The organism is Candidatus Electronema sp. JM (assembly GCF_048287415.1).
Taxonomy (GTDB): domain Bacteria; phylum Desulfobacterota; class Desulfobulbia; order Desulfobulbales; family Desulfobulbaceae; genus Electronema.
The window spans coordinates 1-25664 of record NZ_JBLWEN010000041.1 but is presented as its reverse complement, the minus strand read 5'-3'; the positions used below and the strand labels follow the sequence as shown (position 1 = coordinate 25664).

21 protein-coding genes and 1 pseudogene are annotated in these 25664 nt (G+C 56.7%); 9 read left to right on the top strand and 13 right to left on the bottom strand.

What is annotated here, in order from left to right; genetic code table 11:
- Positions 1-27: 27 nt before the first annotated feature.
- Positions 28-921: a UTP--glucose-1-phosphate uridylyltransferase GalU gene (galU, locus tag ACNKH6_RS08285; RefSeq protein ID WP_417915083.1), complete on the top strand. Its 894-nt coding sequence runs from the start codon at positions 28-30 to the stop codon at positions 919-921.
- A gap of 4 nt (positions 922-925) precedes the next feature.
- Positions 926-3154 (top strand): replication restart helicase PriA, encoded by a 2229-nt coding sequence (priA, locus tag ACNKH6_RS08280; protein WP_417915082.1) that lies wholly within the window; start codon positions 926-928, stop codon positions 3152-3154.
- 234 nt (positions 3155-3388) lie between these two features.
- On the opposite strand, the gene ACNKH6_RS08275 is transcribed toward priA, so the two are convergent.
- Positions 3389-3877 carry a hypothetical protein gene (locus tag ACNKH6_RS08275; RefSeq protein ID WP_417915081.1) on the bottom strand — a complete coding sequence of 163 codons (489 nt, stop codon included), beginning with the start codon at positions 3875-3877 and terminating at the stop codon, positions 3389-3391.
- Between the two features lie 309 nt (positions 3878-4186).
- Here ACNKH6_RS08275 and ACNKH6_RS08270 point away from each other — a divergent pair, with 309 nt between their 5' ends.
- Entirely contained in the window at positions 4187-6028 is a 1842-nt protein-coding gene (locus ACNKH6_RS08270; RefSeq protein ID WP_417915080.1) for a DNA topoisomerase IV subunit B, read from the top strand.
- 6 nt (positions 6029-6034) lie between these two features.
- Here ACNKH6_RS08270 and ACNKH6_RS08265 read toward each other — a convergent pair whose 3' ends face one another.
- The 9 genes from ACNKH6_RS08265 to murG all read right to left on the bottom strand — a co-directional run bounded on the left by ACNKH6_RS08265 (position 6035) and on the right by murG (position 16753).
- On the bottom strand, positions 6035-6373 hold the full coding sequence (locus ACNKH6_RS08265) for a hypothetical protein (protein ID WP_417915079.1): 339 nt from the start codon (positions 6371-6373) through the stop codon (positions 6035-6037).
- Positions 6374-6421: 48 nt separating this feature from the next.
- Entirely contained in the window at positions 6422-8059 is a 1638-nt protein-coding gene (locus tag ACNKH6_RS08260; RefSeq protein WP_417915078.1) for a DNA methyltransferase, read from the bottom strand.
- A gap of 23 nt (positions 8060-8082) precedes the next feature.
- Positions 8083-9801, bottom strand: a complete 1719-nt coding sequence (locus ACNKH6_RS08255; protein ID WP_417915077.1) for a radical SAM protein — start codon at positions 9799-9801, stop codon at positions 8083-8085.
- A gap of 21 nt (positions 9802-9822) precedes the next feature.
- Positions 9823-11013, bottom strand: a complete 1191-nt coding sequence (ftsZ, locus tag ACNKH6_RS08250) for a cell division protein FtsZ (protein ID WP_417915076.1) — start codon at positions 11011-11013, stop codon at positions 9823-9825.
- A gap of 83 nt (positions 11014-11096) precedes the next feature.
- A complete protein-coding gene (gene ftsA, locus ACNKH6_RS08245) occupies positions 11097-12374 on the bottom strand; it encodes a cell division protein FtsA (RefSeq protein ID WP_417915075.1) in 1278 nt (425 codons plus the stop codon).
- Positions 12375-12386: 12 nt separating this feature from the next.
- A complete protein-coding gene (locus tag ACNKH6_RS08240) occupies positions 12387-13328 on the bottom strand; it encodes a cell division protein FtsQ/DivIB (protein WP_417915074.1) in 942 nt (313 codons plus the stop codon).
- Position 13329: 1 nt separating this feature from the next.
- Complete coding sequence (gene murB / locus ACNKH6_RS08235; RefSeq protein ID WP_417915073.1) at positions 13330-14265, bottom strand: UDP-N-acetylmuramate dehydrogenase; 936 nt, start codon at positions 14263-14265, stop codon at positions 13330-13332.
- A complete protein-coding gene (gene murC, locus ACNKH6_RS08230; RefSeq protein WP_417915072.1) occupies positions 14262-15674 on the bottom strand; it encodes a UDP-N-acetylmuramate--L-alanine ligase in 1413 nt (470 codons plus the stop codon). The genes murB and murC overlap by 4 nt, the downstream gene beginning before the upstream one ends.
- Positions 15674-16753 (bottom strand): undecaprenyldiphospho-muramoylpentapeptide beta-N-acetylglucosaminyltransferase, encoded by a 1080-nt coding sequence (murG, locus tag ACNKH6_RS08225; protein ID WP_417915071.1) that lies wholly within the window; start codon positions 16751-16753, stop codon positions 15674-15676. The genes murC and murG overlap by 1 nt, the downstream gene beginning before the upstream one ends.
- 186 nt (positions 16754-16939) lie before the next feature.
- On the opposite strand from murG, the gene ACNKH6_RS08220 reads away from it, so the two are divergent.
- The 6 genes from ACNKH6_RS08220 (at position 16940) to ACNKH6_RS08195 (ending at position 23518) form a co-directional block, all read left to right on the top strand.
- Positions 16940-18004, top strand: a complete 1065-nt coding sequence (locus ACNKH6_RS08220) for a deoxyguanosinetriphosphate triphosphohydrolase (RefSeq protein WP_417915070.1) — start codon at positions 16940-16942, stop codon at positions 18002-18004.
- 82 nt (positions 18005-18086) lie between these two features.
- Complete coding sequence (locus ACNKH6_RS08215; protein ID WP_417915069.1) at positions 18087-18782, top strand: hypothetical protein; 696 nt, start codon at positions 18087-18089, stop codon at positions 18780-18782.
- 335 nt (positions 18783-19117) lie between these two features.
- Positions 19118-20683 carry a hypothetical protein gene (locus tag ACNKH6_RS08210; protein WP_417915068.1) on the top strand — a complete coding sequence of 522 codons (1566 nt, stop codon included), beginning with the start codon at positions 19118-19120 and terminating at the stop codon, positions 20681-20683.
- A gap of 76 nt (positions 20684-20759) precedes the next feature.
- Positions 20760-21017: a hypothetical protein gene (locus tag ACNKH6_RS08205; protein WP_417915067.1), complete on the top strand. Its 258-nt coding sequence runs from the start codon at positions 20760-20762 to the stop codon at positions 21015-21017.
- A 182-nt stretch (positions 21018-21199) separates the two neighbouring features.
- A complete protein-coding gene (ilvD, locus tag ACNKH6_RS08200; protein ID WP_417915066.1) occupies positions 21200-23026 on the top strand; it encodes a dihydroxy-acid dehydratase in 1827 nt (608 codons plus the stop codon).
- Between the two features lie 6 nt (positions 23027-23032).
- Complete coding sequence (locus ACNKH6_RS08195) at positions 23033-23518, top strand: tRNA (cytidine(34)-2'-O)-methyltransferase (RefSeq protein WP_417915065.1); 486 nt, start codon at positions 23033-23035, stop codon at positions 23516-23518.
- A 59-nt stretch (positions 23519-23577) separates the two neighbouring features.
- Here the strand turns inward: ACNKH6_RS08195 and ACNKH6_RS08190 are convergent, their stop codons facing one another.
- The 3 genes and pseudogenes from ACNKH6_RS08190 to ACNKH6_RS08180 form a co-directional block, all read right to left on the bottom strand.
- On the bottom strand, positions 23578-24024 hold the full coding sequence (locus ACNKH6_RS08190; protein WP_417915064.1) for an acyl-CoA thioesterase: 447 nt from the start codon (positions 24022-24024) through the stop codon (positions 23578-23580).
- Entirely contained in the window at positions 24017-25240 is a 1224-nt protein-coding gene (locus tag ACNKH6_RS08185) for a cofactor-independent phosphoglycerate mutase (RefSeq protein ID WP_417915063.1), read from the bottom strand. Before ACNKH6_RS08185 ends, ACNKH6_RS08190 begins: the two co-directional genes overlap by 8 nt.
- Positions 25241-25338: 98 nt before the next feature.
- A pseudogene (locus ACNKH6_RS08180) lies at positions 25339-25664 on the bottom strand (hypothetical protein); the annotation flags it as partial.

Sequence of the window (25664 nt, the reverse complement as noted above, 5' to 3'; positions counted from 1 at the left end):
TTCCCGCACGAAACGCACAGGAGCGCGATGAAAAAGATACGCAAGGCCGTCATTCCGGTCGCTGGTCTCGGCACCCGTTTTCTGCCCGCCACCAAGGCTATTCCCAAGGAAATGCTGACCATCATTGACCGACCCACGATTCAGTACATCGTGGAAGAGGTGGTGGCCTCCGGCATCGAAGAGGTTATTCTGATCACTTCGGACGGCAAGTCGGCGATAGAGAAACATTTTGACTACGATTACGAGCTGGAAAGCGTCCTCCGGCAGAAAAACAAGCAGGAACTGCTGGCCGAGCTGCACCATATCTCCAATCTGATTGACGTGGTTTCGGTGCGGCAGAAAGAGCCGCTCGGCTTAGGCCACGCCATCTGGATGGCCCGCAAGGTGGTGGGCGACGAGCCGTTTCTTGTGCTGCTCGGCGACGACCTTGTCCGCAGCGAAACACCCTGCTGCCGTCAGATGCTCGATCTCTATGAGCAAATCGGAGAATCTATTGTCGCTGTTCAACGGGTGCCGATGGAGCAGACACGCAGCTACGGCATAGTTGAGGGCGACGCGACCGAGCATGAGCGCACCTACAAAATCAGCCGGATGGTGGAGAAGCCCGCGCCGGGCGTGTCTGATTCAGATATGGCGATCATTGGCCGCTACTTGCTGATGCCGGAGATTTTTGATATTCTCGGCACCACCACGCCTGGCCACGGCGGCGAAATTCAGCTCACCGACGCGCTGCAAGCACTATCCCGGCGGCGCGGCATGTACGCCTATGAATTCCAAGGCCGCCGCTACGACGCAGGGGATAAGCTCGGTTATCTGAAAGCAATTGTGGATGTGGCAATGAGTCATCCTGTTTTGGGAGAGGCATTCCGGCAGCATCTGATTGATGTTTGCCCCGGCAGCTGCAAAACATCCTGCCCCTGAGCAGTTGAAGCTGCACGAAATTGCTGTCGCCGCGCCGGTTCCCGGCAGCCTGACCTACAGTTATCCTGTCGCGTTGCCGATTGGTGTGCGGGTGCAAGTGCCGTTAGGCAGCCGCCTTATCACTGGCTATGTGCTGGCGCAGCTTCCTGAAAATGACAGCGTGCCTGCTGCAATCAAGGCGGTCGCTGACTGCCTTGACGCATATCCGATTTTTCCTGCCGCGCTTGTTCCATTTTTCCGCTGGATGGCGGAGTATTATCATCATCCGCTCGGCGAGGTGATCCGCACCGCTTTGCCTGCCCGGCTGTTTGGAACTTCCAGCAGGCCGACGATCAAAGCCAAGACGGAAACCGTTGTCCGCCTTTGCGCCCCTCGCTCCGATCAAGCAGCCGCCGCGCTGAAAAAATCCGAGCAGAAAACCTTGGAGCTGTTTTATCAGCACTGCGGCGGCAGGCCGGTCATGCCGCGCCGCGAGCTGACCAAGCTCTATTCCGGCGCAGGCACGGCCTTAAAGGGTTTAGCGGCTGCGGGCTTGATCACGCTGGAGGAGCTGCATGTCTATCGCGATCCCTTCGGCGAACTGCTGCCGTATTCTGACCGCCCGGCGGAATTGACGGCGGAGCAGACGGCGGCGGTCAATACAGTCATTGCTGCGATTGACGCAGGCGCATTTCAGACATTTCTCCTCCACGGCGTGACTGGCAGCGGCAAAACCGAAGTCTATCTGCGGGCGGCGGAGCATTGTCTGGCGCAGGGGAAAAATGTGCTGGTCCTCGTGCCGGAGCTGGCCTTGGCCTCGCAGATGGAAGGCCAGTTTTATCCCCGCTTTGGCGAGCGGCTGGCGGTGCTGCACAGCGGCCTGACTCCTGGCGAACGTTTCGACCAGTGGCAGCGGGTTTTGCGGGGCGAGGCGAAAATCGTGGTCGGGGCGCGGTCAGCGGTTTTCGCGCCCTTCTCCAGCTTAGGCTTGGTCATTGTGGATGAGGAGCACGAGGCGGCCTACAAACAGGACGATAGCCTGCGCTACAATGGCCGTGACATGGCCGTGCTGCGGGCGCGCTTCGCCTCCTGTCCGGCATTGCTCGGCTCGGCCACGCCGTCGGTCAGCAGCCTGTATCATGCCGAGCAGGGCAAATACCGCCTGCTGACCTTGCCCAAGCGCATCGGCGGCCAAGTGCTGCCTCAGGTAGAATTAGTTGATTTGAGCAAGGAAAAACGCGGGCGGAAGGACTGGTTTTTCTCTGACCGCCTGCTGGCCGCGCTGAAGGAAAATTTGGCAAATGGCCTGCAAAGCCTGCTTTTTGTCAACCGCCGGGGCTACGCCGCCTTCATGCTCTGCCGTGACTGCGGCGCGGTGGTGCGCTGCCGCAACTGCCGGGTTTCGCTGACCTTGCACCGGGGCCGCAACCAGCTCATCTGCCACTATTGCGGCTATTCGCTCCGACCAGACATCATCTGCCCGGACTGCGGCTCAGGCGATGTGGCCGGGCTTGGTCTTGGCTCGGAGCGGGTGGAGGCAGAAGTGCGGCGGCTTTTTCCGCAGGCCAGAGCAGCCCGTTTGGACAGCGACGCGACCGCAGACCGGCGGGCGCAGATCAGCCTGCTGCGGCAGGTGCGTGAGCACGAGATTGATATTCTGATCGGCACGCAGATGGCGGCCAAAGGGCTGCATTTTCCCAAGCTGACGCTGGTCGGCGTGGTCTGGGCGGACAGTGGCCTCAGTCTGCCTGACTGCAAGGCGGCGGAGCGCACTTTTCAGCTTTTGGCGCAGGTGACAGGCCGGGCAGGCCGGGGCGAGCAGGCGGGCAAAGTCATCATTCAGACCCATCAGCCGGGGCATTACGTGCTGACAGCGGCCCGCGCGCATGACTGCCGCGCCGTCTATGAGCAAGAAATTGCTCTGCGCTCCATGCTCGGCTATCCGCCCTTTGGCAGACTGATAAATATCCGTTTCAGCGGGGAAAATGAATTGCAGGTGGAGGAGGCTGCCAAGGCGGCGGCGGCTCTGCTGCGGGCGGCTGTCACCAAGGACAGCCTGCCTGCGGACATTCTCGGCCCGGCTCCGGCTCCGCTTTCATTGCTGAAAAAACGTTTCCGCTGGCAGCTTCTGCTGAAAGGAGCGCAGCCGGAAGTGCTGCATTGGCTGTGTGATCAGCTCCTGCTGGAAAAAGGAAAAATCTGCGGGAAAAAAGTGCGGCTCACGGTCGATGTGGACCCGGAGAATATGATGTGAAAAAAGATGCCTCGGCAGGAAAAAAGGAGGAGGAACCTGCCGAGACATCCGGGTGTGAGTAAGTCAGCTGCACTTTTAGTGCAGAACAATATCCCGGCAGGGTAAAAGGAGGAGTAAACCTGCCGGAATATTGAGGCGGAGCCGGATAAACACAGCAAATCTTAAAACACCCCGGCAGGAAAAAAAGGAGGAGTAAACCTGCCAGGGCATCCGGGTTGAGCTTGATTACTGCGATCAGGATTCTTGCGCCAACACTGCAAATATCCCTTTCCGATACGGGATTCCTGAGTTGCGGAGCACACTGCCGTGGTCGCCGCAGAGCTGATTCCAGTCTTTTTTCAGGCCGCAGCTTCCCATAAACTCCATTACAATGGAGGGAAGCTGAAGCAGCAGACCGCTTTCCTGCGCCTTGATAACGATTTGCTTGCGCAGACTGAACAGCTCACCTGCTAATTTCGCAGACAAGGTCGGGCTGCTGCCGACTTCGCCTATTAAGGCGCAATCCGCTGCCTGCCTTGAGACTAAATTTTTCAGCGCGGCTTTTTTGCTTTCAAGCAGCAAACGCTCTCTCTCCGCCGCCTTCTTGTCAGGAAGAAGGCAATAGCCAGATGATTTGTCGCACGGCGGAGCTTCTTGAGCAGCATACAGACTGGCAGTTTGCGCCACGCTGGCTGCGAGCGCAGCGGCAATGATAATTCTTCCTGTATTCTGTGCCATATTCATCAGGAGCCTCTTACGTTCGCTTGATTTGGTAATTGCAAATTCCATGCCAGTTTCACTGCAGCGGCACTTGCAATTTTTCACCTGCTATTTAGCTGAAAGCGCACGATATCTTCTTGCAGCTTCCGGCAGGGGCAGATGCTTCATCCTACATCGTGGGTATTTTTTACGCAACCTCGCGGTTATTTTTTACCCACCTTGCGGTTGACGGAAAAATTAAAAGTTCAATTTTTTTAACTTGCCGTTCCACACAGATACATTGTACCCTGCTTAGTTCACTCTATCCTGAATTTCTCCAATTGTCAAAAAAACGTGACCGAACAGCACCAGTACGACGAATCGAAAATCAAGACACTCAGCTCGCTGGAGCACATCCGCAAGCGGCCCGGCATGTACATCGGCCGCCTCGGCAACGGCTCTGACCCCGACGACGGCATCTACATCCTCCTGAAAGAGGTGACCGACAACGCCGTGGACGAGTTTATCATGGGCTGCGGCAAACAAATTGAGGTCGCGGTCAGCGCGGAGGGCCGCTGCCGGGTGCGCGACTTTGGCCGGGGCATTCCGCTGGGCAAGGTGGTGGAATGTGTCTCCATGATCAATACTGGCGCGAAATACAACACGGAAGTTTTCCAATTCTCCGTCGGCCTGAACGGCGTGGGCACCAAGGCGGTCAATGCGTTATCCGAGCAGTTCATGGTTTGTTCGCACCGGGAAGGCCGCTGCAAAAAGGCGTTTTTTGCTTATGGCGTACTGGTGCAGGAAGAAGAAGGCGCAAGCAGCGAGCCGGATGGCACCTTGGTGGAATTTCTGCCAGACAAGCAGCTTTTTCCTGATTTCAATTTTGATCTCAGCTATATCGAGCAGCGGCTCTGGCGCTATGCCTATCTTAACGCCGGACTGCGGCTGCGCCTGAACTGGTCGGACGAGCCTGCGCGGGAATATTTTTCCAAAAAAGGTCTGCCCGATCTTTTAACCAAAGAGCTGGACGACGGCGGCATTTATCCGGCCATTGAGCACAAAGAGCAGGCTCTCGAATTCGCCTTCACGCACACGGATGAATACAGCGAAACCTATTATTCCTTCGTCAACGGCACTTATACCTCTGAAGGAGGAACGCATCTTTCTGCCTTCCGCGAGGGCATTCTTAAAGGTGTGAATGAATTTTCCGGCAAAAAATACACAGGCCAGGATGTGCGCGAAGGCTTGGTCGGCATTCTCGCGGTCAAGGTGCAGGAGCCAGTCTTTGAATCGCAGACTAAGAATAAATTAGGCAACACCGACATCCGGGCGTGGATCGTCAACGCGGTGCGGGATGCGGTGGCGACGCATCTGTATAAAAACCCGGAGACGGCGGAAATCCTTCTTGCCAAGGCCCAGCGCAACGAGCGGGTGCGCAAGGAGCTGCAAACCGTGCGCAAGGAGGCCAAAGCGCAGGCTAAGAAAGTCGCCTTCAAAATTCCTCAGCTCAAGGACTGCAAATATCATCCGCAGCCCGGCAAGCCCTCGCGGCCCGGCGAGGAGAACATGATTTTCATCACCGAAGGCCAGTCCGCCGCAGGCTCCATCGTCTCTTCCCGCGACCCGCTTACGCAGGCGGTGTTCTCGCTGAAGGGCAAACCGATGAACGTGCATGGCCAGAAGCTCGATTTGCTCTACAAGAACGAGGAGATGTACGCTTTAATGCAGAGTCTGAACGTGGAGGAGTCCGCGCATGGTCTGCGCTTCGACAAGATCATTTTTGCGACAGACGCAGATGTGGACGGCCTGCATATCCGCAATCTGCTGCTGACCTTTTTTCTGCAATATTTTGACGCGCTGATCCGGCAAGGGCATGTTTATATTTTAGAAACACCGATTTTTCGGACGCGGAACACGAAGCAGACCGTTTATTGCTATTCGGAGCGGGAGAAAGACGAGGCGGTGCGCGTCCTCAAGGCGGGCGGCGGCAACGTGGAAGTGACTCGCTTCAAGGGCTTGGGCGAAATTTCACCGCCGGAATTCAAGCAGTTCATCGGCCCAGACATGCGCTTGCAGCCGGTGCGCATTGAAAGCCTATCGGAGGTGCGCCCGGTGCTGGAATTCTACATGGGTAAAAACACCCCGGAGCGGCGGCGGTACATTATGGAGCATCTGACGCTGCGACCGGAGTAAGGACGCTTAGGAAATGTTGTTTTTTAACCGCATCTGCTGAGAAATATCCAGCAATAAATTTTGCGACCAGCGGCGGATAGTCTCATCCTTAACGGATTTCATTGCGATAACTTTTCTCAAACAAGCTGCTGCCGCTGGATAATCGGCAAAGCCGTCGCAGAGTATCTGCGCCTTCAAGAAAAGTGCTTCTGGATGATTCGGCAGGCGGTTGAGCGTGTTATTGATGCTCACAAGAGCTTGGTCAAAGCGATCCGATGCCTTTAGCAACCGCGCTTTGATCAGCTCGCCTGCAAGCTGGTCGTGCCGCTGTGAAGGCAGACAGCCGTTGTAGATCACATTGCTCATTCCAGTGAGCAGGTCATCAAATAAATTCATTGTGTCAAAAAAAAATTATCAAAACAATTTCTTCTGAATGCCTATCTTTTCTCGTTCCCGTTGCGCTTTTTTGTAAGTTTGAGCCTTGCCAGGCATTTGCACAGCCGCTCCTGCGAGCAATTCTTCAATAGTCATAATTTGAATTTTTGGATAATCTCGGTTCCAGTCTGGAGAATGATAAAATCCTGCTGAGGCAGCTTCAGTTTTCATGTCTTTGGTTGGATTTTCCAAGGTGATGAACACACCGACAGCGGCATTCTCACGTTCAATTGTGCCAACAAGATCACGAATGTCGCCGCTTTTGACCTTGCCGCTTTTCACTTGCACAATCAGGCATTTCGGCTTGCCTTTGGCATCGTCAATAAAGGTGATGATGCCGTCAATTCCTCTGTCCTTTCCTTTTTTTCCTTGCTTGCTGCCAGCTTCTCCACCCGCAGGCTGTGCTTGGATCAGTGACAAGGCCCACCATTGAAACTGGTAGCGGTCATCGCTGGCAAGCTGCCGCGCATCTGCAAGGCTTTCCGGCTCTCCAACCACATCATAATCATATTTCTCAACAATTCCAAAGGCATCTTTCAAGCGGTATTTTTGCAATGCAATAGCAAGATGCGTGATGTCAATGCCGATCCACTGGCGTTTCAGCTTTTGCGCCGCATGAATAGTGGTGCCGCAGCCGCAGAACGGATCGAGAACAATATCTCCTTCATTGCTGCTGGCTTCAAGAATTCTTTCAAGAAGAGCAACAGGTTTCTGCGTGGGATAGCCGAGACTTTCTTTTCCTTGTGCTATATGAATATCTGTCCATATATCAGGAATTTTTTCTCCTGCATTCTCGTCAAGATATCGTTTAAAACGAGGGTAGCCTGTTTTGGAATAAAGAATGCGCCCTTGCCTGTCAAGTTCTTCCATTTTTTCTTTTGCATACACCCAGCATCTGGTTGCTGGAGGTTTTTTACCCTTCCATTCATAAATTTGCCCAGATGATGCTCTCGACATTGATGCTGTTAAATTGTCTGACATATAGCGTCTTCCAGTTTCTTCCTCAATGTAACGATATGTCTTTTCTACATACTCAGGGTTTAGCGACCTGCACACTTGATTCCACTGTTCTGTTCCGATTTTTTTAGCATAAAATAAAATACTATCATGAACAGCACCAAATTTCTTTTGCACATTCCCTTTTGCATTGATCCTTTGCCAAATAATTTCATTTTTATAATTTTCAATCCCAAAAATCGCATCCAGCACTATTTTTAAATAATGGCTTGCAGTTGGATCGCAATGCAGATACAAACTTCCGGTTGGTTTGAGAACACGGTGCAGTTCAAGCAGCCGCGCTGTCATCATCACCAGATACGCCATCATCTGGTTGGCACCAATGAATTCCCGCAACGCGCCAATCATGGTCGCCACATTGGCCGGAGCTGATGTGACGATCTTTTCATAAACTGCCGCAGCAGCCATGTCCCAATGCCACGTGTCCTCAAAGGCGGTGAGCTGGGCTTCGGAATCCCGACCGCTTTCATCTTTGAACAGGACATTATAGCTGCGGTTTGAGTTGAAAGGCGGATCAAGATAAATCAGATCAACGCTCTCGTCCCGGATGTATTCCCGGAGAATTTTGAGATTATCGCCGTAATAAAGATGATTTTTCATATCATTCCCAAAGGTCATCTTTGTTATTCACACACCCCGCAGCGGCGGCAGCGCGAGGTTTCGCAGGGCGGAGTGGCTTCAGCGTGCAGTGCTTTTTCTAATTCCCGGCGCAGATAGTCTTTCCTGATGCCCTGATCAAGCACGTCCCAGCAGAACAGCTCATCCGCCGCTCTGGGCCGGACAGCGTATTGCCACGCGGACAGGCCGTGCGCCTTCATCGCCTGTTTGAACGACAATTTTCCGGTGCCGATATCCAAGAGCACCGGGGCAATGCGGCGGTCGGCGCGGGCGAACACCGCCTGCGGCAGGACGTTTTCCGGTCGGTCGGCTTTGAACTGAAGATTGTCAAGACCAGCCACACCGCTTTTCAAGTATTTGATCACATTGTTCAAACGCAGCAGGGCGGCCTTGTCGCTTCCTTCATCCGCGCCGCCGAAGGACAGATATTGGAAGGGAGTCCACGGCTTGGGCACAAAGCTGTTGACGGAAAGGACAAGCTCGCAGAGCCGCCCTTTTTTCCGGCCAATCGGCAGCATCGTCTCCCGCACCTGCCGCACTAAGTGAATGAATTCATCCAGATCAGCCCTGCTTTCTGTGGGCATGCCGACCATGACGTAGAGCTTGAGGGTGAAGATTCCCGCCTCGGTCAGGGCGGCGGCGGCGGCGAGAATATCTTCTGCGGCCAAGCCCTTGTTGATCACCTGCCGCAGCCGCTGCGAGCAGCCGTCCGGGGCGATGGCCGCTGATTTGAGCTTGGAGTGGGACAGCAGCTCAAGCAGGCGGGGCGAAATTCGGTCAGCTCGGAGCGAGGAAAAAGAAAGGGCGCAGCCGGTTTCACTGAGAAAGGCGGCGATGCGGTCGAGCGTGGCCGGATCGGCCATTTCCATGCCCAGCAGCCCGGCGCGGTCAACGCCTGCGGGCCTCTGCGCCAGTCCGGCCAAGACCGCTTCCGCGTCCCAAAGCCGGGGCGGACGGTAGATGAAACCGGCGGCGCAGAAGCGGCAGCCCCGGCTGCAACCGCGCCCCAGCTCGGTCATGTGCATGTTCAGCTCGGCTTCCGGCGACAGCAGCTCGGAATGCGCGGCCTGATCTGCGGTCGTCACAGCAGCGCGGCGCACCCGTTTTGGCAGGCCTGGCGCGGCAGATATTTCCAGCACCCGGCCCTCGTCGTCATACCGGAAACTGTAGCCGCCCGGCACGTAACAGCCGGGAATCGTCGCGCCGATCTCGTGCAGCAAAGCCCGCCGGTCTCTGCTGGCTGCGGCAAGCAGTTTCGGCAGCAGCAGCGGCAGCACGGCCTCGGCCTCGCCGATCACCATCAGATCAGCAAAAGCGGCCAGCGGCTCCGGGTTCATAAAGACCGCGACTCCGCCAAGGATCACCAACGGGCTGCTAGGCGCAGGCGGGCCGCTGCGGTCAGCAGCGTAGGGCGGAATGCCGCCTGCGGCCAGCATGGCGGCCAAGCGGGGATAATCCTGCTCAAAGCTGATCGAGCCGAAAACAAAGGGGAAATCAGAAAGGGGCCGGTCGGATTCCAGCGAGCGGAACGGCTCTTGGTTCTGGGGATAAACAAAACGCTCGCAGACGATTTCGTCCGCGCTGTTCAGCAGGCGGTAAACAATCTGGCAGCCAAGGTTGGAGACGGCCAAGGGGTAGGTGTTGGGATAGAGCAGGGCCGCTGGCTGGCGGCCCTTCCATCGTTTGCGGACTGTGCCGGTCTCGGCGGCAAGCAGCGGGTGCAAGGGAGCGGCGGCAGGCGGAACTCAGCTCGCTTTCTTGCGGATGTAGGCCGGCTCGTCCCACTCGGCCAGATCGTTCTGATCGTCGAAGACCGGGGCGGGCATGGGCCGCATTCCTTTCGGAGAAGGATTGGGCCGGGCAAAGCTGACCGCGCGGTGCTCCAAGGGCCGCTCCGGCTCTTGAAGAACAGGCTCCGGCTTGGCCGCCGCCTTGCGCCCGGAGCGGCCCATCGCGTCCAGCTCGGAGATGGTCTCGCCTTCCTCGCGCCGAGAAATGCCGGTGGCGATCACCGTCACCCGCAGCTCGTCGCCCATGTTCTCGTCGAAGAGCGCGCCGATGATGATGTTCGCGTCCTCGTGGGCCTTGTCCTGAATCAGGGCCGAAGCCTCCATGAACTCGTTCATGGTCATCGAGCTGGTGGCCGAGATGTTGATCAGGATGCCCATCGCCCCGTCTATGCCCACATCTTCGAGGAGCTGGTTGTCAATAGCCCGCTTGGCCGCCTCGGCGGCGCGGTTCTCGCCGGAAGCGGAGCCGGAACCCATGATCGCCGGGCCGACTTCCTTCATGACCGTCTTCAGGTCGGCAAAATCCACGTTGATATGGCCGGGCAGGTTGATCAGATCGGTGATGCCCTTGACTGCTTGCAGGAGGACATCGTCGACCATCTTCATCATCTCCACCATCGTGGAGTTTTTCTGCATCAGACCGAGCAGGCGGTCGTTGGGCACAGTGATGATGGTGTCGGAATTTTTCTTCAGCTCCTCCCAGCCCGCCTCAGCGTTTTTCATCCGTTTTTTGGCTTCAAAGTAGAAGGGCTTGGTGACTACAGCCACAGTCAGCGCGCCCTGCTCCTTGCTCAATTTGGCAATCACCGGTGCTGCGCCGGTGCCAGTGCCGCCGCCCAGTCCGGCGGTGACAAAAACCATGTCCGCGTCGGCGATGGCGCCGCTCAGATCGTCCAAACTTTCCTCGGCGGCCTTCCGCCCGACTTCAGGCGACGCGCCCGCGCCCATGCCCTTGGTCACATTCGGGCCGAGCTGAATGCGGATGTCCGCCCGCGACTTCTCCAGCGCCTGCATGTCGGTGTTGGCGGCGATGAACTGCACTCCGGCCAGCCGGTGCTCGACCATCGTGTTGATGGCGTTGCCGCCGCCGCCGCCGACTCCGATCACCTTGATTGTCGCCACAGGTTTTTCTTCTCTATATGACATGCTTCCCTCTCACGCATTTTGCGCTTGGCCTGCTGCATTATCAGTCCAGCCCATTGTACCGCCGCCCCAGCTGCCGCTCAATGCTAAATAATATTTTTGAGAAAATTTTTCAAGCGCGTGATCACATTGCCGCTTTCCGCAGGCTGCACGCTGCGGGCCGTGCTGCCGTAGAGCACCAGCCCGACCGCCGTGGTGCAGCGAGGCGAGTCAATGTCCTCCACCCGTCCGCCCACGCCCTGCGGGCAGCTCACCCGCACCGGCATGTCGAAAATCTGCTCGGCCAGCTCAACAATGTTGGCCAAAAGGGCAGTGCCGCCGGTGATGACCATGCCCGCGTTGATCCGATTCCTGTAGCCGGAGCCGCAGATTTTTTTGTTCACCACCTGCAAAATTTCCTCAATCCGGGCTTCCAATATCTCCACCAGCACCTTCTGGGAGACCTTGCGGGCCTTGCGGTCGCCGACCGTCGGCACCTCAATGATATGATTTTCCTTGATCAGGGAGGACAGTGCGCCGCCGTAGCGGTATTTAAGCTGCTCGGCCTCTTGCAGCGGGGTGCGCAGGCCGACGGAAAGGTCGTTGGTCAGGTTGTTGCCGCCGAGGGCCAGCTCCCAGGTGTATTTGATCGTCCCGTTGCAGAAGACCGCCAAATCGGTGGTGCCGCCGCCGATGTCCAGCAGGGCCACACCCAGCTCCATTTCGTCCGGGGTCAGCACCGCTTTCGACGAGGCGACCGACTCCAGCACCACCTCGGTCACATTCAGCCCGGCCCGGTTGCAGCTCGTGATCAAATTATGCAGCGAAGTCACGTCAGCGGTGACGATATGAACATTGGTGGCCAAGCGCACCCCGGTCATGCCGAGCGGATTCTGAATCCCGGTGTGGTCGTCCACCATGTATTCCTGCGGCAGGACATGAATAATCTGCTGATTGTCCGAGACCTTGACCGTCTGCGCAGCCTGAATCACCGCGTCAATCTCGCGCTGGCGGATTTGCTGGTTGTTGATGGCGATGATGCCGGGCGAGTTGAAGCCCTTGACATGCGTGCCCGCGATGCCGACATAGACATTCTCAATGTCGCAGCCCGCCATGTCCGAGGCGCTGTCCATAGCTTGGCGGATGGCCCGGACGGTGGACTCAATATTGACCACCACGCCCTTTTTCATCCCTGACGAGGCGGCGGTGCCCACGCCGATGATGTCCACGCTGCCGTCAGGAAAAATTTCCCCTATCACCGCGCAGATTTTGGTCGTGCCGATGTCCAATCCCGCTACCAGCTCGCCAGAGCCAACTTCCCGCACCGGCTTGATTTCCCCGGCGGTCAGCTCAGGTGCTGTCTCGTGTGTTTCCAGCTCTTCCATTTCACGCTCCGCTTATGGAGCCAAGCTGGCCACTAAGATGCGCCCGGCTTGGTAATCCATGCGAATTTCTCTGACATGTTCAATCTTTTCTTTGCGATACAGCCGCTCAAGCAGTCTGACGAGCTGATAATATCTGGTTTTGATATTACCATACCCTATATAAATAGGAAAGGGCCGTTCGGCAAGATAGGCAATAATTCCTTTATCCCGGCTCACATGAATTTCTGACAGAGCCTGCAGCGGCAGCAGCGGATTGCCCTGCGCGACTAAGCGCAAAAACTGCGCCGCCTCTGCCGCTCCTTTGTCCGCCAAGCTGAAAATTTGCGGCCCATCCGCCTGGCTGATGCCGGTGATCACCGGAAAATCTAAATCCTGTCCTGGCTCGACTACAGCGAACACCATGCCGTTCTGATCCACATAGCGCAGTTCTGGCTGATCTTCGAGCTTGATCAGGGCCAAAGGCCGCCGTTCCTTCACGTCCACCACGAGACTGTCCGGCCAGACGCGCCGAATGCTGGCCTGCTCAATCCACGGCTGCTGGCGAAGACGCTGCTCCGCCTCCGGCAATCGCAGCTTGAGCAAGGGAACGCCCTGCCGAAGCTCCGCCCACGCCAGCAGCTGCTCTTCACGCAGGGTGCGGCAGCCCTGCACGGTGATCTGCCGCACCCGGAAGGCATCAGACTGCTCCAGCAACTGCCAGCCGCGCAAAACAAGCATGGCCAGCAGCACTGCCAGCAAGCCGGCCAAAATGCCGGTTTTCGACAGACGCAGCAGCAGGCCGCCCTGTCTGCTGCTGTCAGCAGCTATCCGGTACGGGCCGTTGCCAACAGGCGGCAGGCCGTGCTCTTGAGCAAAAGCGGTGCGGAAGCGGCGGAAGGTGTTGGAGCGCACCGCACGCCGCTGCTGATAACGCCGTCTTTGGGAGCCGACCAGCGGGCTTTGTGATTTTTTCAAATCAGGCCTCATCCCGGATGATTTTCACCTCCGGCTCCAGCCGGATGCCGAAGCGGGCAAAAACCTCGGCCTGCGCCCGTTCCGCCAGTGCGAGGATATCCGCCGCTGTTGCGCCGCCGCTGTTCACTAAAAAGTTGGCGTGAACCGGCGAGATCATCGCCGCGCCGCAGCTTGCGCCTTTTAGTCCAGCAGCCTCAATCAGCCTACCCGCGAAATCGTCGGGCGGATTTTTGAAGAACGAGCCAGCTGAGGCGGCTCCGGCAGGCTGCTTGCCTTTTCTGCGCTCCAAATACGCGGCGCAGCGGCTGCGGATTTGCTCCGGCTGATCAGCAGCCAAATGGAACCATGCCGCCGTGATCATGCCGCTGCCGAGTTCGCCGTCCGCAAGGGCCAGCTTGCGGTAGCTCAGGCGCAGCTCCGCAGCAGCAATCTGCCGGATATGGCCGGTTTTGTCAACAAGTTCAATGGCGGCAAGCCGTGCGCCGGTTTCGCAGCCCCAGGCCCCGGCGTTCATCCGCACTGCGCCGCCGACCGAGCCAGGTATGCCGACCAAAAATTCCAGCCCAGCCAGACCTTGGCCGCCGCACCACGAGACCAATTTGCCCAAGGCGCAGCCCGCACCAACCTTGATCATGGTGAAATCCGGGCCGCGTTCCTGCACAACAAGGGCGTTAAACTCACCTTTAAGGCGGATGACTGCGCCAGAATAACCGCTGTCGGCAACGAGCAGGTTGGAGCCGCGCCCGATGACGAGAAATTTAATTTCCTCCTCAGCAAGCACGGCCAGCAGGCGGCGCAGCTCCTCGACCGACTGCACATCAATTAACGACGCTGCCGGGCCGCCTGCCCGAAAGGTGCAATGCTCGCGCATCGGCACATCAAAACGCAGCCCGGCCAAGCCGCTGGCCGCCAACCGCGCCCGCTGCCGCCCGTTCATCGCCGCTTCAGGCCGCTGACGGCAAGTGCCTTTTGGTCCAGCAGCTCCAAAAGCTGCTCACCAATCTGCACAACATTGCCCGCGCCCAAGGTCAGCACCAAATCGCCCTCTTCAATGAAATCAAAGAGATTGGCGGGCAAAGTCGTCAAGTTGCCGTGATGATGCGCCTGCCGCTGGCCGTGCTGCTTGATCGCCTCCAGCAGAGATGCGCTGCTCACGCCCTCGATGGGCTGCTCGCTGGCCGCGTAAATATCCGTCAAAATCAGCACATCAGCCCGGTAGAAGGCAGTGGCGAACTCATTGAACAGACCCTTGGTGCGGGTGTAGCGGTGCGGCTGGAAAACCACCACCAAACGGCGGTCAGGCCAGCCGTCGCGGATTGCGTCGAGCGTGGCGCGGATTTCCGTGGGATGATGGCCGTAGTCGTCCACGACGAGAATGCCCTGCTTTTCGCCTTTGATTTGCAGCCGCCGCTGCACGCCCTCGAATTTTTCCAAGGCTTGGGCGATGACCGGAAATTCAATCTCCAGCTCCAAGGCCACGGCGATGGCGGCAAGCGAGTTGAGAATAACATGCCGTCCCGGTGAGTTGCGCCGCACCCGGCCCAGTTCTTTGCCCCGGAAATAAACGGAAAATTCGCTGCTCAGGCCTTTGCGCTCAATCTTGGCGGCGTGCAGATCGGCCTGCTCGGTCAGGCCGTAGGTGATTTTACGCCGCTGAATCTGCGGCAGCAGGCTGGCGACATTGGCATCATCCAAGCAGAGCACCGCCGCGCCGTAAAAAGGAATGCGGCTGATGAATTCAAGGAAGGTCTCTTTGATGTGGTCAAGATCACGGTAGTAATCCACGTGCTCCAAATCAATGTTGGTGATGACCTCAATCACCGGCCAAAGTTTGAGGAAGGAGCCGTCGCTTTCGTCGGCCTCGGCGACGAGAAATTCGCCCTCGCCAAGATGGGCGTTGCTGCCGCCGAAACAGTCCACCTTGCCGCCCACGGCCACGGTCGGATCCAGCCCAGCCTCGTGCAGCACCGCTGCTGTCAGCGAGGACGTGGAAGTCTTGCCGTGGCTGCCCGCGATGGCGATGCCGTATTTTTTCAGGCGCATCAGCTCGGCCAGCATTTCAGCCCGCTGAATCACCGGAATCTGCTGCTCGCGGGCAGCTAAAACTTCGGGGTTGTCCGCCGCCACTGCCGAGGAAACCACCACCACGTCCGCTCCGGCCACCCAGCCCGCCTGATGGCCCTGATGAATGATGCCGCCGATTTTTTGCAGGCGGCGGGTGATGTCCGAGCCGCGCAGGTCCGAGCCGCTGACCGTGTAGCCGAGATAAAGCAGCAGCTCGGCTATGCCGGACATGCCAATACCGCCGATGCCGACAAAATGAATATGCTTGTTTTTTTTGTACATTATTTTTTGATCAATTTCATGCAGTCAGCTAAAATCCGCTCCGCCGCGTCCGGGACAGCCATGCGCCGCATCGCCGCGCCCATTTGGGCCAGCTTGTCCGCGTCCGCCGCCAGCTCCACAAGCACCGCCACCAGCCGTCCGGCATCAAGCCCCTCTTCCCTATACATCTTTGCCCCGCCGCCTGCAACATAATAGCTCGCGTTGGCGGCCTGATGATCGTCCGCCGCGTGCGGATAAGGAATGAGGATGGCGGGCAGGCCCATCACCGCCAGCTCGGCCAGCGAGGTGGCTCCGGCCCGCGCCACAGCCAAATCCGCCTGCCGGTACACCGCTGCCATATCTTTGATAAACGGCGCAACTTCAGCGGCAATGCCTGCGGCAGCATAGCCAGCCCGCACCTGCTCGGCATCCGCCGCGCCGGTCTGGTGAATCAGCCGGAAAGGCCGGTTCAATTTTGCCGTGATGTCAGCAGCCGCCTCCAGCAGCAGCATATTGATCCGGTGCGCGCCCAAACTGCCGCCCATGACCAGCAGCGTGAAGGGCTGGCCGCCTGCCCGCTGGCTCGCCGCAGCGGCGAGTATCTCCGCCCGCACCGGATTACCGGAAACTACAGTCTTCTTCAGCGGGAAGGGATAGTCGCCGGGAATTGAGACGAAAACCTTGTTAACAAAACGGGCGGTCAGGCGGTTGGCGAGGCCAGGGATGGCGTTCTGCTCATGGATGCAGGCAGGCACGCCGAGCAGCCGAGCCGCCAGCAGCACCGGCCCGGTGACATAACCGCCCACACCGAAAACCAGCGCGGGCTGAAACTGCCGGATCAGGCGGGCCGCTTCCAGCACCGCCTTGGGCAGACTGGCTATGCTTCGCAGCCGGTGCGCCAGGCCCATGCCTTTGAGGCCCATGCAGGCGATGGATTCCTTGCGGAAATCCAACCCGGCCAGCGCGTCGCGGTCAAGCTGCCGCTGTGTGCCGATGAACATGATTTCGCAGCCGGAAAATTGCCGCCGCAAGGCCGCCGCTAAAGCAATACCCGGAAAAAGATGGCCGCCAGTGCCGCCGCCAGTGATGATGATGCGCATGGGAGATGTTTTAACAATTTGGATTTATTTTTGTTAGCGTAAACATCCGCAAGGATTTTTTCAATCAGAAAATGCAGCGGCAGGCAGTTTCATGCTGCTCTGCGGCGAAAAACTGCTTGACCTGCCGCGCAAATACTGCTACATCTGCGGGACAGGCTTGGCTTTTCTTTCGTCTGCAACTTCGCCATGAACATCCGCCGCCAGCTCGAAGATCAAGAGCAGCTTGTCCTTTCATCTCATGCCTGCTTCAGCAGCAGGTCACGGGGGCGGCTGCACGACGAGCCGCCCTGCGAGCTGCGCACCGCTTTTCAGCGCGACCGCGACCGGATTATTCACTGCAAAACCTTCCGCCGCCTCAAGCACAAAACCCAGGTTTTCCTCGCGCCCACCGGTGATCACTACCGCACCCGCCTCACCCATGTCCTTGAAGTCTCACAGATTGCCCGCACCATCGCCGTCTGCCTGCGCCTGAACGAATACCTCACCGAAGCCATTGCTCTTGGTCACGACCTCGGCCACACGCCGTTCGGCCATGCCGGAGAACACACGCTCAACGGGCTGCATCCAGGCGGCTTCCGGCATCACATCCAAAGTCTGCGGGTGGTTGATTTTTTAGAGAATCAAGGGCAGGGGCTGAATCTGACCTGGGAGGTGCGGAACGGCATCGTCAAGCATTCCAAGGGCTACCGCGACATTCTGCCCGATGACTCGCGGGAATTGCCCGCCACGCTGGAAGGGCAGGCGGTGCGGGTCGCGGACATCATCGCCTATCTCAATCACGACATGGACGACGCACTGCGGGCTGAAATGATTACAGAAAGCGATCTGCCAGATCATCTGCGCCGGGTGGTGGGCGACCGGCCTGACCGCCGCATCGCCGCGATGATGCGCGATTTGATCGCCGAGACCCTGCGGACGGACGAAGGCCGTCTTCGCCTCAGCCCGATGATGCAGGAAGTGATCTGCGGAATGCGTTCCTTCCTCTACGATAACGTGTATCGCAACCGGCTGGTGCACAGCGAATTTGAAAAAGCCCAGCGGGTGATCCGCGAGTTGTATCTTTATTTTCTTGAACACGAATTTCCTGCCGGGCCGGAGCCGCTCTGCCTCAAGCGCAGGCCGCCCGCCGATGCCAAAGAAGAAAAACGGCTGCACCGCTTGGTCTGTGATTTCATCGCCGGAATGACCGACCGCTATGCTTTGGATTTGTACAGCCAGATTTTCATGCCCAAGCCGTGGTCGGTGCTGTAGAAAAGCTCTTGAGAAGAAGCTGGGCTTGCGCTACAATGCGTAACAATTTCTGTAGCTGCAGTTCTCATGGAGGAGAGAAAACATGACGAAAACATTTTTTGCTGTCTTTTTTGCCGCCGCTGTCCTGAGCGGCTGCACGGTTTGCACCGACTGCGAGCCTGAATATCAGGCTGATTCTTCGCCGACGACGATCTACCATTACACCACCTATCCCAGTCGTCAGCAGTCCGTCAGCAGCAGGATGTCCTCAGTTCCGTTCAATTATTTGCCCAGCTCGACAACATATTTCCAGCCAGCGCAGCCAAGAACGCCTGTTTATCAGCCAGCTCCTTTTGCCAATTTTTCGGGAGCACCTCGGCCTTTCTTCAATGGATACTCGCCTGCGTACAGCACCAGCTACGGCAGCAACTACTCTGGCAACGGATATTCTGGCACGGCGTTCCAAACATCGCCCATGTCCTCTACGCCAATTCTTGACTTTAATTCTATGCCGGGGCCGACAGCGTATTCCTCAATGGCGCAGCCAAGAATTCCTTTTTATCAGCCAAGTTCTTCTTGGGGAAATCAGTCTGTCTCCAATAATTCGTATCCAGCATACAGCAACAGCTATTACAGCAGCGGATATTCCAATACACCGCCTGTTTTTACTCCTGCTTCGGGCAATTTTATGCCGTGGAACAGGATGTCTTACCCAGCTTCGCCCTATCCCTCCTATCAGCCGCAGGCACAGCTCCCAGTTTTCCAGACTGTTCCTCAGCCCATGTGGTGGCAACGGTGATTAAATAACTGATGGCAATCATCCCAAGAAATCAGAACTGCTGAAGTTCATTTCAGGCATTCGTGTTCAACACCGGATTGAATCTGGCGGTTCCAGAAATCATCACCCCTCCTGATGCGTCGCCACCGCCAAGTGCATGGAGGGGACACCGCGACTTTTCCTAAGCCTACCTAAAGATTGACAGCATCTTCTTAATTTCATGAAGGCGTTCAGGCCGGGGCCGAAGAAGGAGAAGAAAGAGGAAGGAAGTGGTGGGGCGTAATATAAGGTTTTAGTCAAGTTGCTTCGTTCGTTTTTTTTGCTGTGGAATATCCAACAAAAGAAAGGGGTAAATCATGAGCCAGTCACGCAGTTTTTCTTGTCAAGGGGCGCATTTTTTAGAAGTTCTTTCTTCAACACGGGATTGGTTGATCAGTGAAGGTTTTAAAACGCAACAGCTTTCAACAGAAGATGGAGGAATATTACTTCAAATTGAAAAATCAGGGACATGGAAAAAATTTATAGGGATGTCAACCGCCTTAAATATTGTATTCCATCGAGTCGAGAATACAATTAATGTTGAAATTGGAGAGGGAAGATGGGCTGACAAAGCAGTAGTAGGAACGATAAGTATGTTGGTTCTCTGGCCGCTTGCAGTAACATCTGGCTTTGGTGCATGGCAGCAAATGAAGATGCCAGAGAAAATTTTTGATCATATAGCTAAATTTTGCGCAACACAAGAAAAAGAAAGTGTATTTTCCGATGAAATTTATAATGTAAATGATTTTATTGTTAAATGCCGAGATATCGAGGAAGGGAATCGAGATAAATCGGAACTCAACAGAATTCTTTCGATTTGCGACAGACTACTAGAGAATACGGAGATAACTTTAATTGATCGTTATAATATTATCTATTATCGTGCATTGGTCTTAAAATTGCTTGGAGATGCAGAACAAGCAAAAGAAGACTTAATTGGCTTGGTTAAACAGAATGACCAACAAGCTGTGGAGGTAGATAAAAAACTAACCGCAAACATTTATGAAGTTCTTTCCGAGTTAAGCATCGAACAAGATAAGTACGATCATGCGGTTGTATTTCTTTCAAATATAAATAATTACGGAACATCTGAAGTTCAAAGAAAAGCAACGAATGCCTTGCGACAAATAAAAGAGAAAAGATCGGCAGCTCTATGTAAGTATCCATACGAAAAAAGACAAATAGTCTTCTGTACTCACGAAATCCCATCATGGATAATGGAAGACTTCTGCTTCGTTGATATAGATACGCTAAGATCATCTGGATGGAAATTTGAAATAGGCCATCCACAGCTTGAAGTGTTTTATATATGCCATCCATTGCGCCATGACAGATATTATTCATTGGAAGAATTTCATGACAAAGTATTTGACGATAAACAGTCTGAACTTGTTTACCTCTTGCAATCTATAGGGGCGAATAGAATTCATATTGAGGCTATAAAAGATACTGTCGAAAATAATTCATCTTCAAATATAAAAACACATGGAGTTGAAGACGAAGCAATCTTTGGGGTTTCAGGAAGTCGTTCCGAAGAACAAAAAATAGACGAACATCGCCAATTTTTCCAGTCAGGAAAATGGGATATTGAATTGCAACCGGTCAAGTCGCCATATATTCCAAATGATCTTATCTGGTATAATTATGAATCTGCATGGCAAAGAATTGCTCAGTCTGCTTTGAATGGTAATTACAAGAAAGTCACCATTGAGTTGCGCTATCAAGAAGATTTTTCAATTAATTCAAAAAGAATAAAGCAGATTGAAGCAGGACTTGTATTCTTTTCGCAGAAAGAAGGGATAAAGTGGTATTCTGAAACAGAAGAAAAACTACAGCAACGCAAGAAAACTATATGGAAATTTATTGCTGATTTTCCAGTATAACTATTTCGTTTTTTTTAACGTCCAGTTGTGTATAGAGAATCAACTATAGCGATTGGCTGAATGAAAAAACAAGCCAATGACTGAAATTCTTCCTTTAGCAGAAGCATTGCCTCACGCTGATAAATTTCATCTCATACAATTGCTGCTCAATAAAATTGCATGGGAAGAAGGTATTTTTCTGCAAACGCAAAACGAAGTAAAAAGCAGCCAAGGTCAGTGCATGGCAAGAATTCTTCAGCGCATGGCTGATCGAAATGCTTTGTCTGAAATCGCCGATCCAGCAGCCTGGCAAAGAGAAATACGTAAAGATCGCGCTTTGCTTGGAAGGGAATAATTTTGCCATAACAGAGATATTTATATAGCGGCTACGCGCAAATCGGCCATCGGGCCGAATGTGCATCACATATGCAACATATTTAATTTAAACGTTTAAAACGTGTGATAAAAAAGGCTTTTCGGTATCCGTTCGACCCGTACCGATATGCAAGCATTTTTTATCCTTTCAGGAGAAGCATCATGTCCATCCCTCTTCGCAGCAGCGAGACCACCCAAGGCCGGAGAATGGCCGGAGCGCGCGCCCTCTGGCGGGCCAACGGCATGACTGAGGAGCAACTCGGCAAGCCGGTCATCGCGGTGGTCAACTCCTTCACCCAGTTTGTGCCCGGCCACGTGCATCTGCATGAAATCGGCCAGCAGGTCAAGGCGATGATTGAGGAGCAGGGCTGCTTCGCCGCTGAATTCAACACCATCGCCATAGACGACGGCATCGCCATGGGCCATGACGGAATGCTCTACTCGCTGCCCTCGCGCGAGCTGATCGCCGATTCGGTCGAGTACATGTGCAACGCCCACAAAGTGGATGCGATGGTCTGCATCAGCAACTGCGACAAAATTACGCCGGGAATGCTGATGGCCGCGATGCGCCTGAACATTCCAGCGATTTTCGTCTCCGGCGGGCCGATGGAGGCGGGCAGAAAGAAAGGCGGCGAGCGCGGCTACGACCTGATTGACGCGATGGTCATGGCTGGCGACAGCTCGGTTTCTGATGAGGAAGTGGCGGAAGTGGAACGCTGCGCCTGCCCGACCTGCGGCTCCTGCTCCGGCATGTTCACCGCCAACTCGATGAACTGCCTGAACGAGGCGTTGGGACTGGCACTGCCCGGCAATGGCACGGTGGTGGCGACCCATGTCAATCGTCTGGCTTTGTTTGAAAAAGCGGCGCGGCGGATTGTCGAGATGTGCGAGGCGTGGTACGGGCGCGGTGACGCTTCTGTATTGCCACGCTCCATCGCTGCCAAGGCAGCCTTCTGCAACGCGATGGCCCTCGATATTGCGATGGGCGGCTCGACCAACACCGTCCTGCACATTCTCGCCATTGCCCATGAGGCGGGCGTTGACTTCACCATGCAGGATATTGACACGCTTTCCCGCAAGGTGCCGAATCTCTGCAAGGTTTCGCCTTCCTCGCCCTATCATGTCGAGGACGTGAACCGCGCGGGCGGCATCCTCGGCATCATGGGCGAATTGGACCGCATGGGCCTGCTGGACACCTCCGTGCGGCGTGCCGACGGTCTGACCTTGGCTGAAGCCCTTGACCGCTTCGACATCATGCGCCGCAGCGCGGCCTCGGAAGCCTTCCAGCTTTACGCCAGCGCACCCGGCGGTGGCCGCAATCTGGAGATGGGTTCGCAGGGCAGCATGTACGAAGTCTTGGACAATGACCGCGTGCAAGGCTGCATCCGCAACGCGGCCAACTGCTACTCGAAAGACGGCGGGCTGGCCGTGCTCTACGGCAACATCGCTGAAAAAGGCTGCATCGTCAAAACCGCCGGAGTTGATCCGTCCATCCTTCATTTTCAAGGCAAAGCCAAGGTTTTCCATTCCCAGGAGGCGGCCTGCGAGGGCATCCTCGGCGGACAGGTCGCGGCGGGTGACGTGGTCTTTATTCTCTATGAAGGGCCGAAAGGCGGGCCAGGAATGCAGGAGATGCTTTACCCGACTTCCTACCTGAAATCCAAGCAGCTCGGCAAGCTCTGCGCCTTGGTCACGGACGGGCGTTTCTCCGGCGGCACCGCTGGTCTGTCCATCGGCCATGTCTCGCCGGAAGCAGCCAGCGGCGGAGCAATCGCCTTGGTGCGCGAGGGCGACCTGATCGACATCAACATCCCGGAACGCAGCATCAATCTGCACGTGAGCGCGGAGGAGCTGGCCCGCCGCCGCAAGGAGGAGGCGCGGGGCACTGCGGCCTTCACCCCGCAGCGCGAACGCAAGGTGCCAAAGGCCCTTCAGGTGTATGCCCAGTTCGCTGCTTCGGCGGACAAGGGCGCGGTGCGGGTAGTGTAAGTCAGCATGTCAGTGCCCCCCTTCAACATCGTCCTCGTTGAGCCGGAGATTCCGCCCAACACTGGCTCGGTGGCTCGGCTCTGCGGGGCCACCGACTCCATATTGCATCTTGTCCACCCGCTTGGTTTCAGCACTGACGACAAGCACCTGAAGCGGGCCGGTCTGGATTACTGGCCGCAGGTGCAAATCCGCCACTGGCCGGATTGGGAGGCGTTCCGCGCCGCGCAGGACAGGAGCAGGCTCTTTCTCTTCACGACCAAAGTGGAGCGGCCCTACTGGCAGGCAAACTTCACTCCCGGCGATTTCTTCGTTTTTGGCCGGGAAACCAAGGGGCTGCCCGAAGCAAGCCTTGCGCTCCACAGCGACCGCTGCTATACCATCCCGATGAGCAATCCGCAAATCCGCAGCCTTAACTTAGCCATGAGTGCCGGGATAGTGCTGTATGAGGCCTTGCGGCAAGCCAACCTGCAGCACAATTTTTCCTTTTCGTAACAGCAAGAAGCTGGTGCGGAGGCATCTCAACCATCTGTCCTGACAACGTCAGAAGTGCCTCAGGTTCGCTGCCGCACCGTGCTGATCTGCGCCAACACGGTTTCCGGGAACGGCATCAGCCTGCCTTGGCGGTCGGTGCAGGCGTGCTTGGTGAAGCCTTTGACCAAGAGCTGTTCTTTGCCATCAAGCTGGCGGCTGATGCGGTAATGAAAACGGATGGTGTGCCGAGTCAGTTCGGCCAGTGACGTGGCAATGCTGATCAGGTCGTCATAGCGGCCCGACGCTTTGTAGCGGAGATAGCATTCCGTCACTGGCAGGATAAGCCCTTCCTGCTCCATCGCGCTGTAGGGCAGGCCGTGGCTGCGCATCAGCTCCGTCCTGCCCATCTCCATGAAGCGGAGATAGTTGGCATTATAGATCAGACCGCCTGCGTCGGTGTCGCCGTAGATCACCCGGTACTCCATGCGGAAGACCGGCTCGGCCAGCTCCATGCGCAGATCAGCCATGCCGCCGCTCCTGCTCGACAAGCCGGGCGAAGAAGGCCGCGCCGCTGCCCAATTCCTCCGCTGCCGCCTTGATCTTGGCCTCGGTGTAGCTCAGGCCTGACCGCTTGCCCGTGCCCCGCGAGTCATAAATGAAGACCGGCACCGGCCAGTCCTCGTGGGTGCGGCGGGCTATCGGCGTGTAATGATCCATCGCCACCGCGAGACGGTAGGGCTGACCGCGCCGGTCCATTTCCGCCGCTATTGGGGCGACAATCTTGCTGTCGAAATCCTCAATCGCCTGCACCTTGTCTTTGGGCGAACCCTGATGCCCAGCCTCATCCGGGGCCTCGACATGCACCACGGCAAAATCCTGCGTTTCCAAGGCCTTCAGGGCCGCATCCGCCTTGCCTTGGTAATTGGTGTCGAGCCAGCCGGTCGCGCCAGGCACCTTCACCGCCTCCAGCCCAGCGCAGACACCGATGCCCTTGAGCAAGTCCACGGCAGAGATCAGACTGCCAGTCAGGCCCCAGCGCACTTGGAGCATCTCCATCTGCGGCCTGCCGCCTTCGCCCCAAAGCCAGATGCCGTTGGCGGGCTTTTTGCCTGCGGCCATGCGCCGCTGATTGACCGGATGCGCGGCCAGCACCTCGCGTGCGCAGCGGAGCAGCTTGGCCAAATGCGGCACGGCAAGCTGCTGCTGATAGAACTCGGTCACATCTTGATCCATCCAGTCATGCGGCGGCACGGTGCGCAGGCCCTGCGGCGTTGCGCCGTGGTGAATGAGCAGGTGGCGGTAGCTCACGCCGGGATGGAGCTGAAGCCGCTCCGTCCCGCAGGCATCCTGAATGGCGGCAATCAGCTCCGCCGCCTCGGCGGTGCTGATGTGGCCCGCGCTGTAGTCCAGCATGGTCAGGCGGTCGCTGTCCTCATAGCGCACCGTGACCATGTTGCAGCGGAAGGCGGCTCCGTCCGCCGGAATGGCGATGCCCATGCTCGCGGCCTCCAGCGGGGCGCGGCCTGTGTAGCACTTATCCGGCTCGTAGCCGAGCAGGGAAAGGTTGGCCACGTCACTGCCCGGCGGATAGCCCGGCGGCACGGTGCGCACCAGCAGCGGTTCAGCCAAGGCGCAGAGCCGGTCAATGGTCGGCTTATGCGCCGCTTCGAGCGGAGTCTTGTTGCCCAGCGCGGGCACAGGCGTGTCGCCCATGCCGTCGCCGATAAGGATGAGATGTTTCATGGTGTGGTGATGAAAAGATTGCGGAAGCGGTTCGCGCGGCAGCCGCCTCCAGCCCTGAATAAAGGATTTTGGGCGTGTATGTCTGTCGTGCGGCCAACTCAGCCGACAAACAGCTCCTCCAGCGCTGCGGCGGTGAAGACCCTGCTCATCCACCGCCGCAGCCGCTCCGCAGAGGCCGCCCGCACCTGCGCGCAGACCTCCTCCGGCAGCGGCCCGAATCTTTCCTCCAAGAGCAGGAGCAGGCTTTCGGCCATGCCCTCAGCACGTCCTTTCTCTAAGCCCTGAGCCAAGCCCTTCTCCTCGGCGGAGGCTATCTTGCTCTCCACATCCAGCAGGGCGCGCATCCGGGTCTCATAGACCAGCCGCTCCTCCTCATTGAACATCCGGTCTGCCACCTCCACCGCCTTGAGCTTGCCGCTGGCGG

Excerpts from the sequence above, each read along its gene's own strand:
- ilvD (WP_417915066.1), top strand. The coding sequence starts at position 21,200 with ATGTCCATCCCTCTTCGCAGCAGCGAGACCACCCAAGGCCGGAGAATG.
- ACNKH6_RS08215 (WP_417915069.1), top strand. The coding sequence starts at position 18,087 with ATGACGAAAACATTTTTTGCTGTCTTTTTTGCCGCCGCTGTCCTGAGC.
- ftsA (WP_417915075.1), bottom strand. The coding sequence starts at position 12,374 with ATGGAAGAGCTGGAAACACACGAGACAGCACCTGAGCTGACCGCCGGG.
- ACNKH6_RS08210 (WP_417915068.1), top strand. The coding sequence starts at position 19,118 with ATGAGCCAGTCACGCAGTTTTTCTTGTCAAGGGGCGCATTTTTTAGAA.
- galU (WP_417915083.1), top strand. The coding sequence starts at position 28 with ATGAAAAAGATACGCAAGGCCGTCATTCCGGTCGCTGGTCTCGGCACC.
- ACNKH6_RS08265 (WP_417915079.1), bottom strand. The coding sequence starts at position 6,373 with ATGAGCAATGTGATCTACAACGGCTGTCTGCCTTCACAGCGGCACGAC.
- ACNKH6_RS08195 (WP_417915065.1), top strand. The coding sequence starts at position 23,033 with ATGTCAGTGCCCCCCTTCAACATCGTCCTCGTTGAGCCGGAGATTCCG.
- ACNKH6_RS08205 (WP_417915067.1), top strand. The coding sequence starts at position 20,760 with ATGACTGAAATTCTTCCTTTAGCAGAAGCATTGCCTCACGCTGATAAA.
- ftsZ (WP_417915076.1), bottom strand. The coding sequence starts at position 11,013 with ATGTCATATAGAGAAGAAAAACCTGTGGCGACAATCAAGGTGATCGGA.
- ACNKH6_RS08185 (WP_417915063.1), bottom strand. The coding sequence starts at position 25,240 with ATGAAACATCTCATCCTTATCGGCGACGGCATGGGCGACACGCCTGTG.
- murC (WP_417915072.1), bottom strand. The coding sequence starts at position 15,674 with ATGTACAAAAAAAACAAGCATATTCATTTTGTCGGCATCGGCGGTATT.
- ACNKH6_RS08260 (WP_417915078.1), bottom strand. The coding sequence starts at position 8,059 with ATGAAAAATCATCTTTATTACGGCGATAATCTCAAAATTCTCCGGGAA.
- ACNKH6_RS08275 (WP_417915081.1), bottom strand. The coding sequence starts at position 3,877 with ATGAATATGGCACAGAATACAGGAAGAATTATCATTGCCGCTGCGCTC.
- ACNKH6_RS08190 (WP_417915064.1), bottom strand. The coding sequence starts at position 24,024 with ATGGCTGATCTGCGCATGGAGCTGGCCGAGCCGGTCTTCCGCATGGAG.
- murG (WP_417915071.1), bottom strand. The coding sequence starts at position 16,753 with ATGCGCATCATCATCACTGGCGGCGGCACTGGCGGCCATCTTTTTCCG.
- murB (WP_417915073.1), bottom strand. The coding sequence starts at position 14,265 with ATGAACGGGCGGCAGCGGGCGCGGTTGGCGGCCAGCGGCTTGGCCGGG.
- ACNKH6_RS08220 (WP_417915070.1), top strand. The coding sequence starts at position 16,940 with ATGAACATCCGCCGCCAGCTCGAAGATCAAGAGCAGCTTGTCCTTTCA.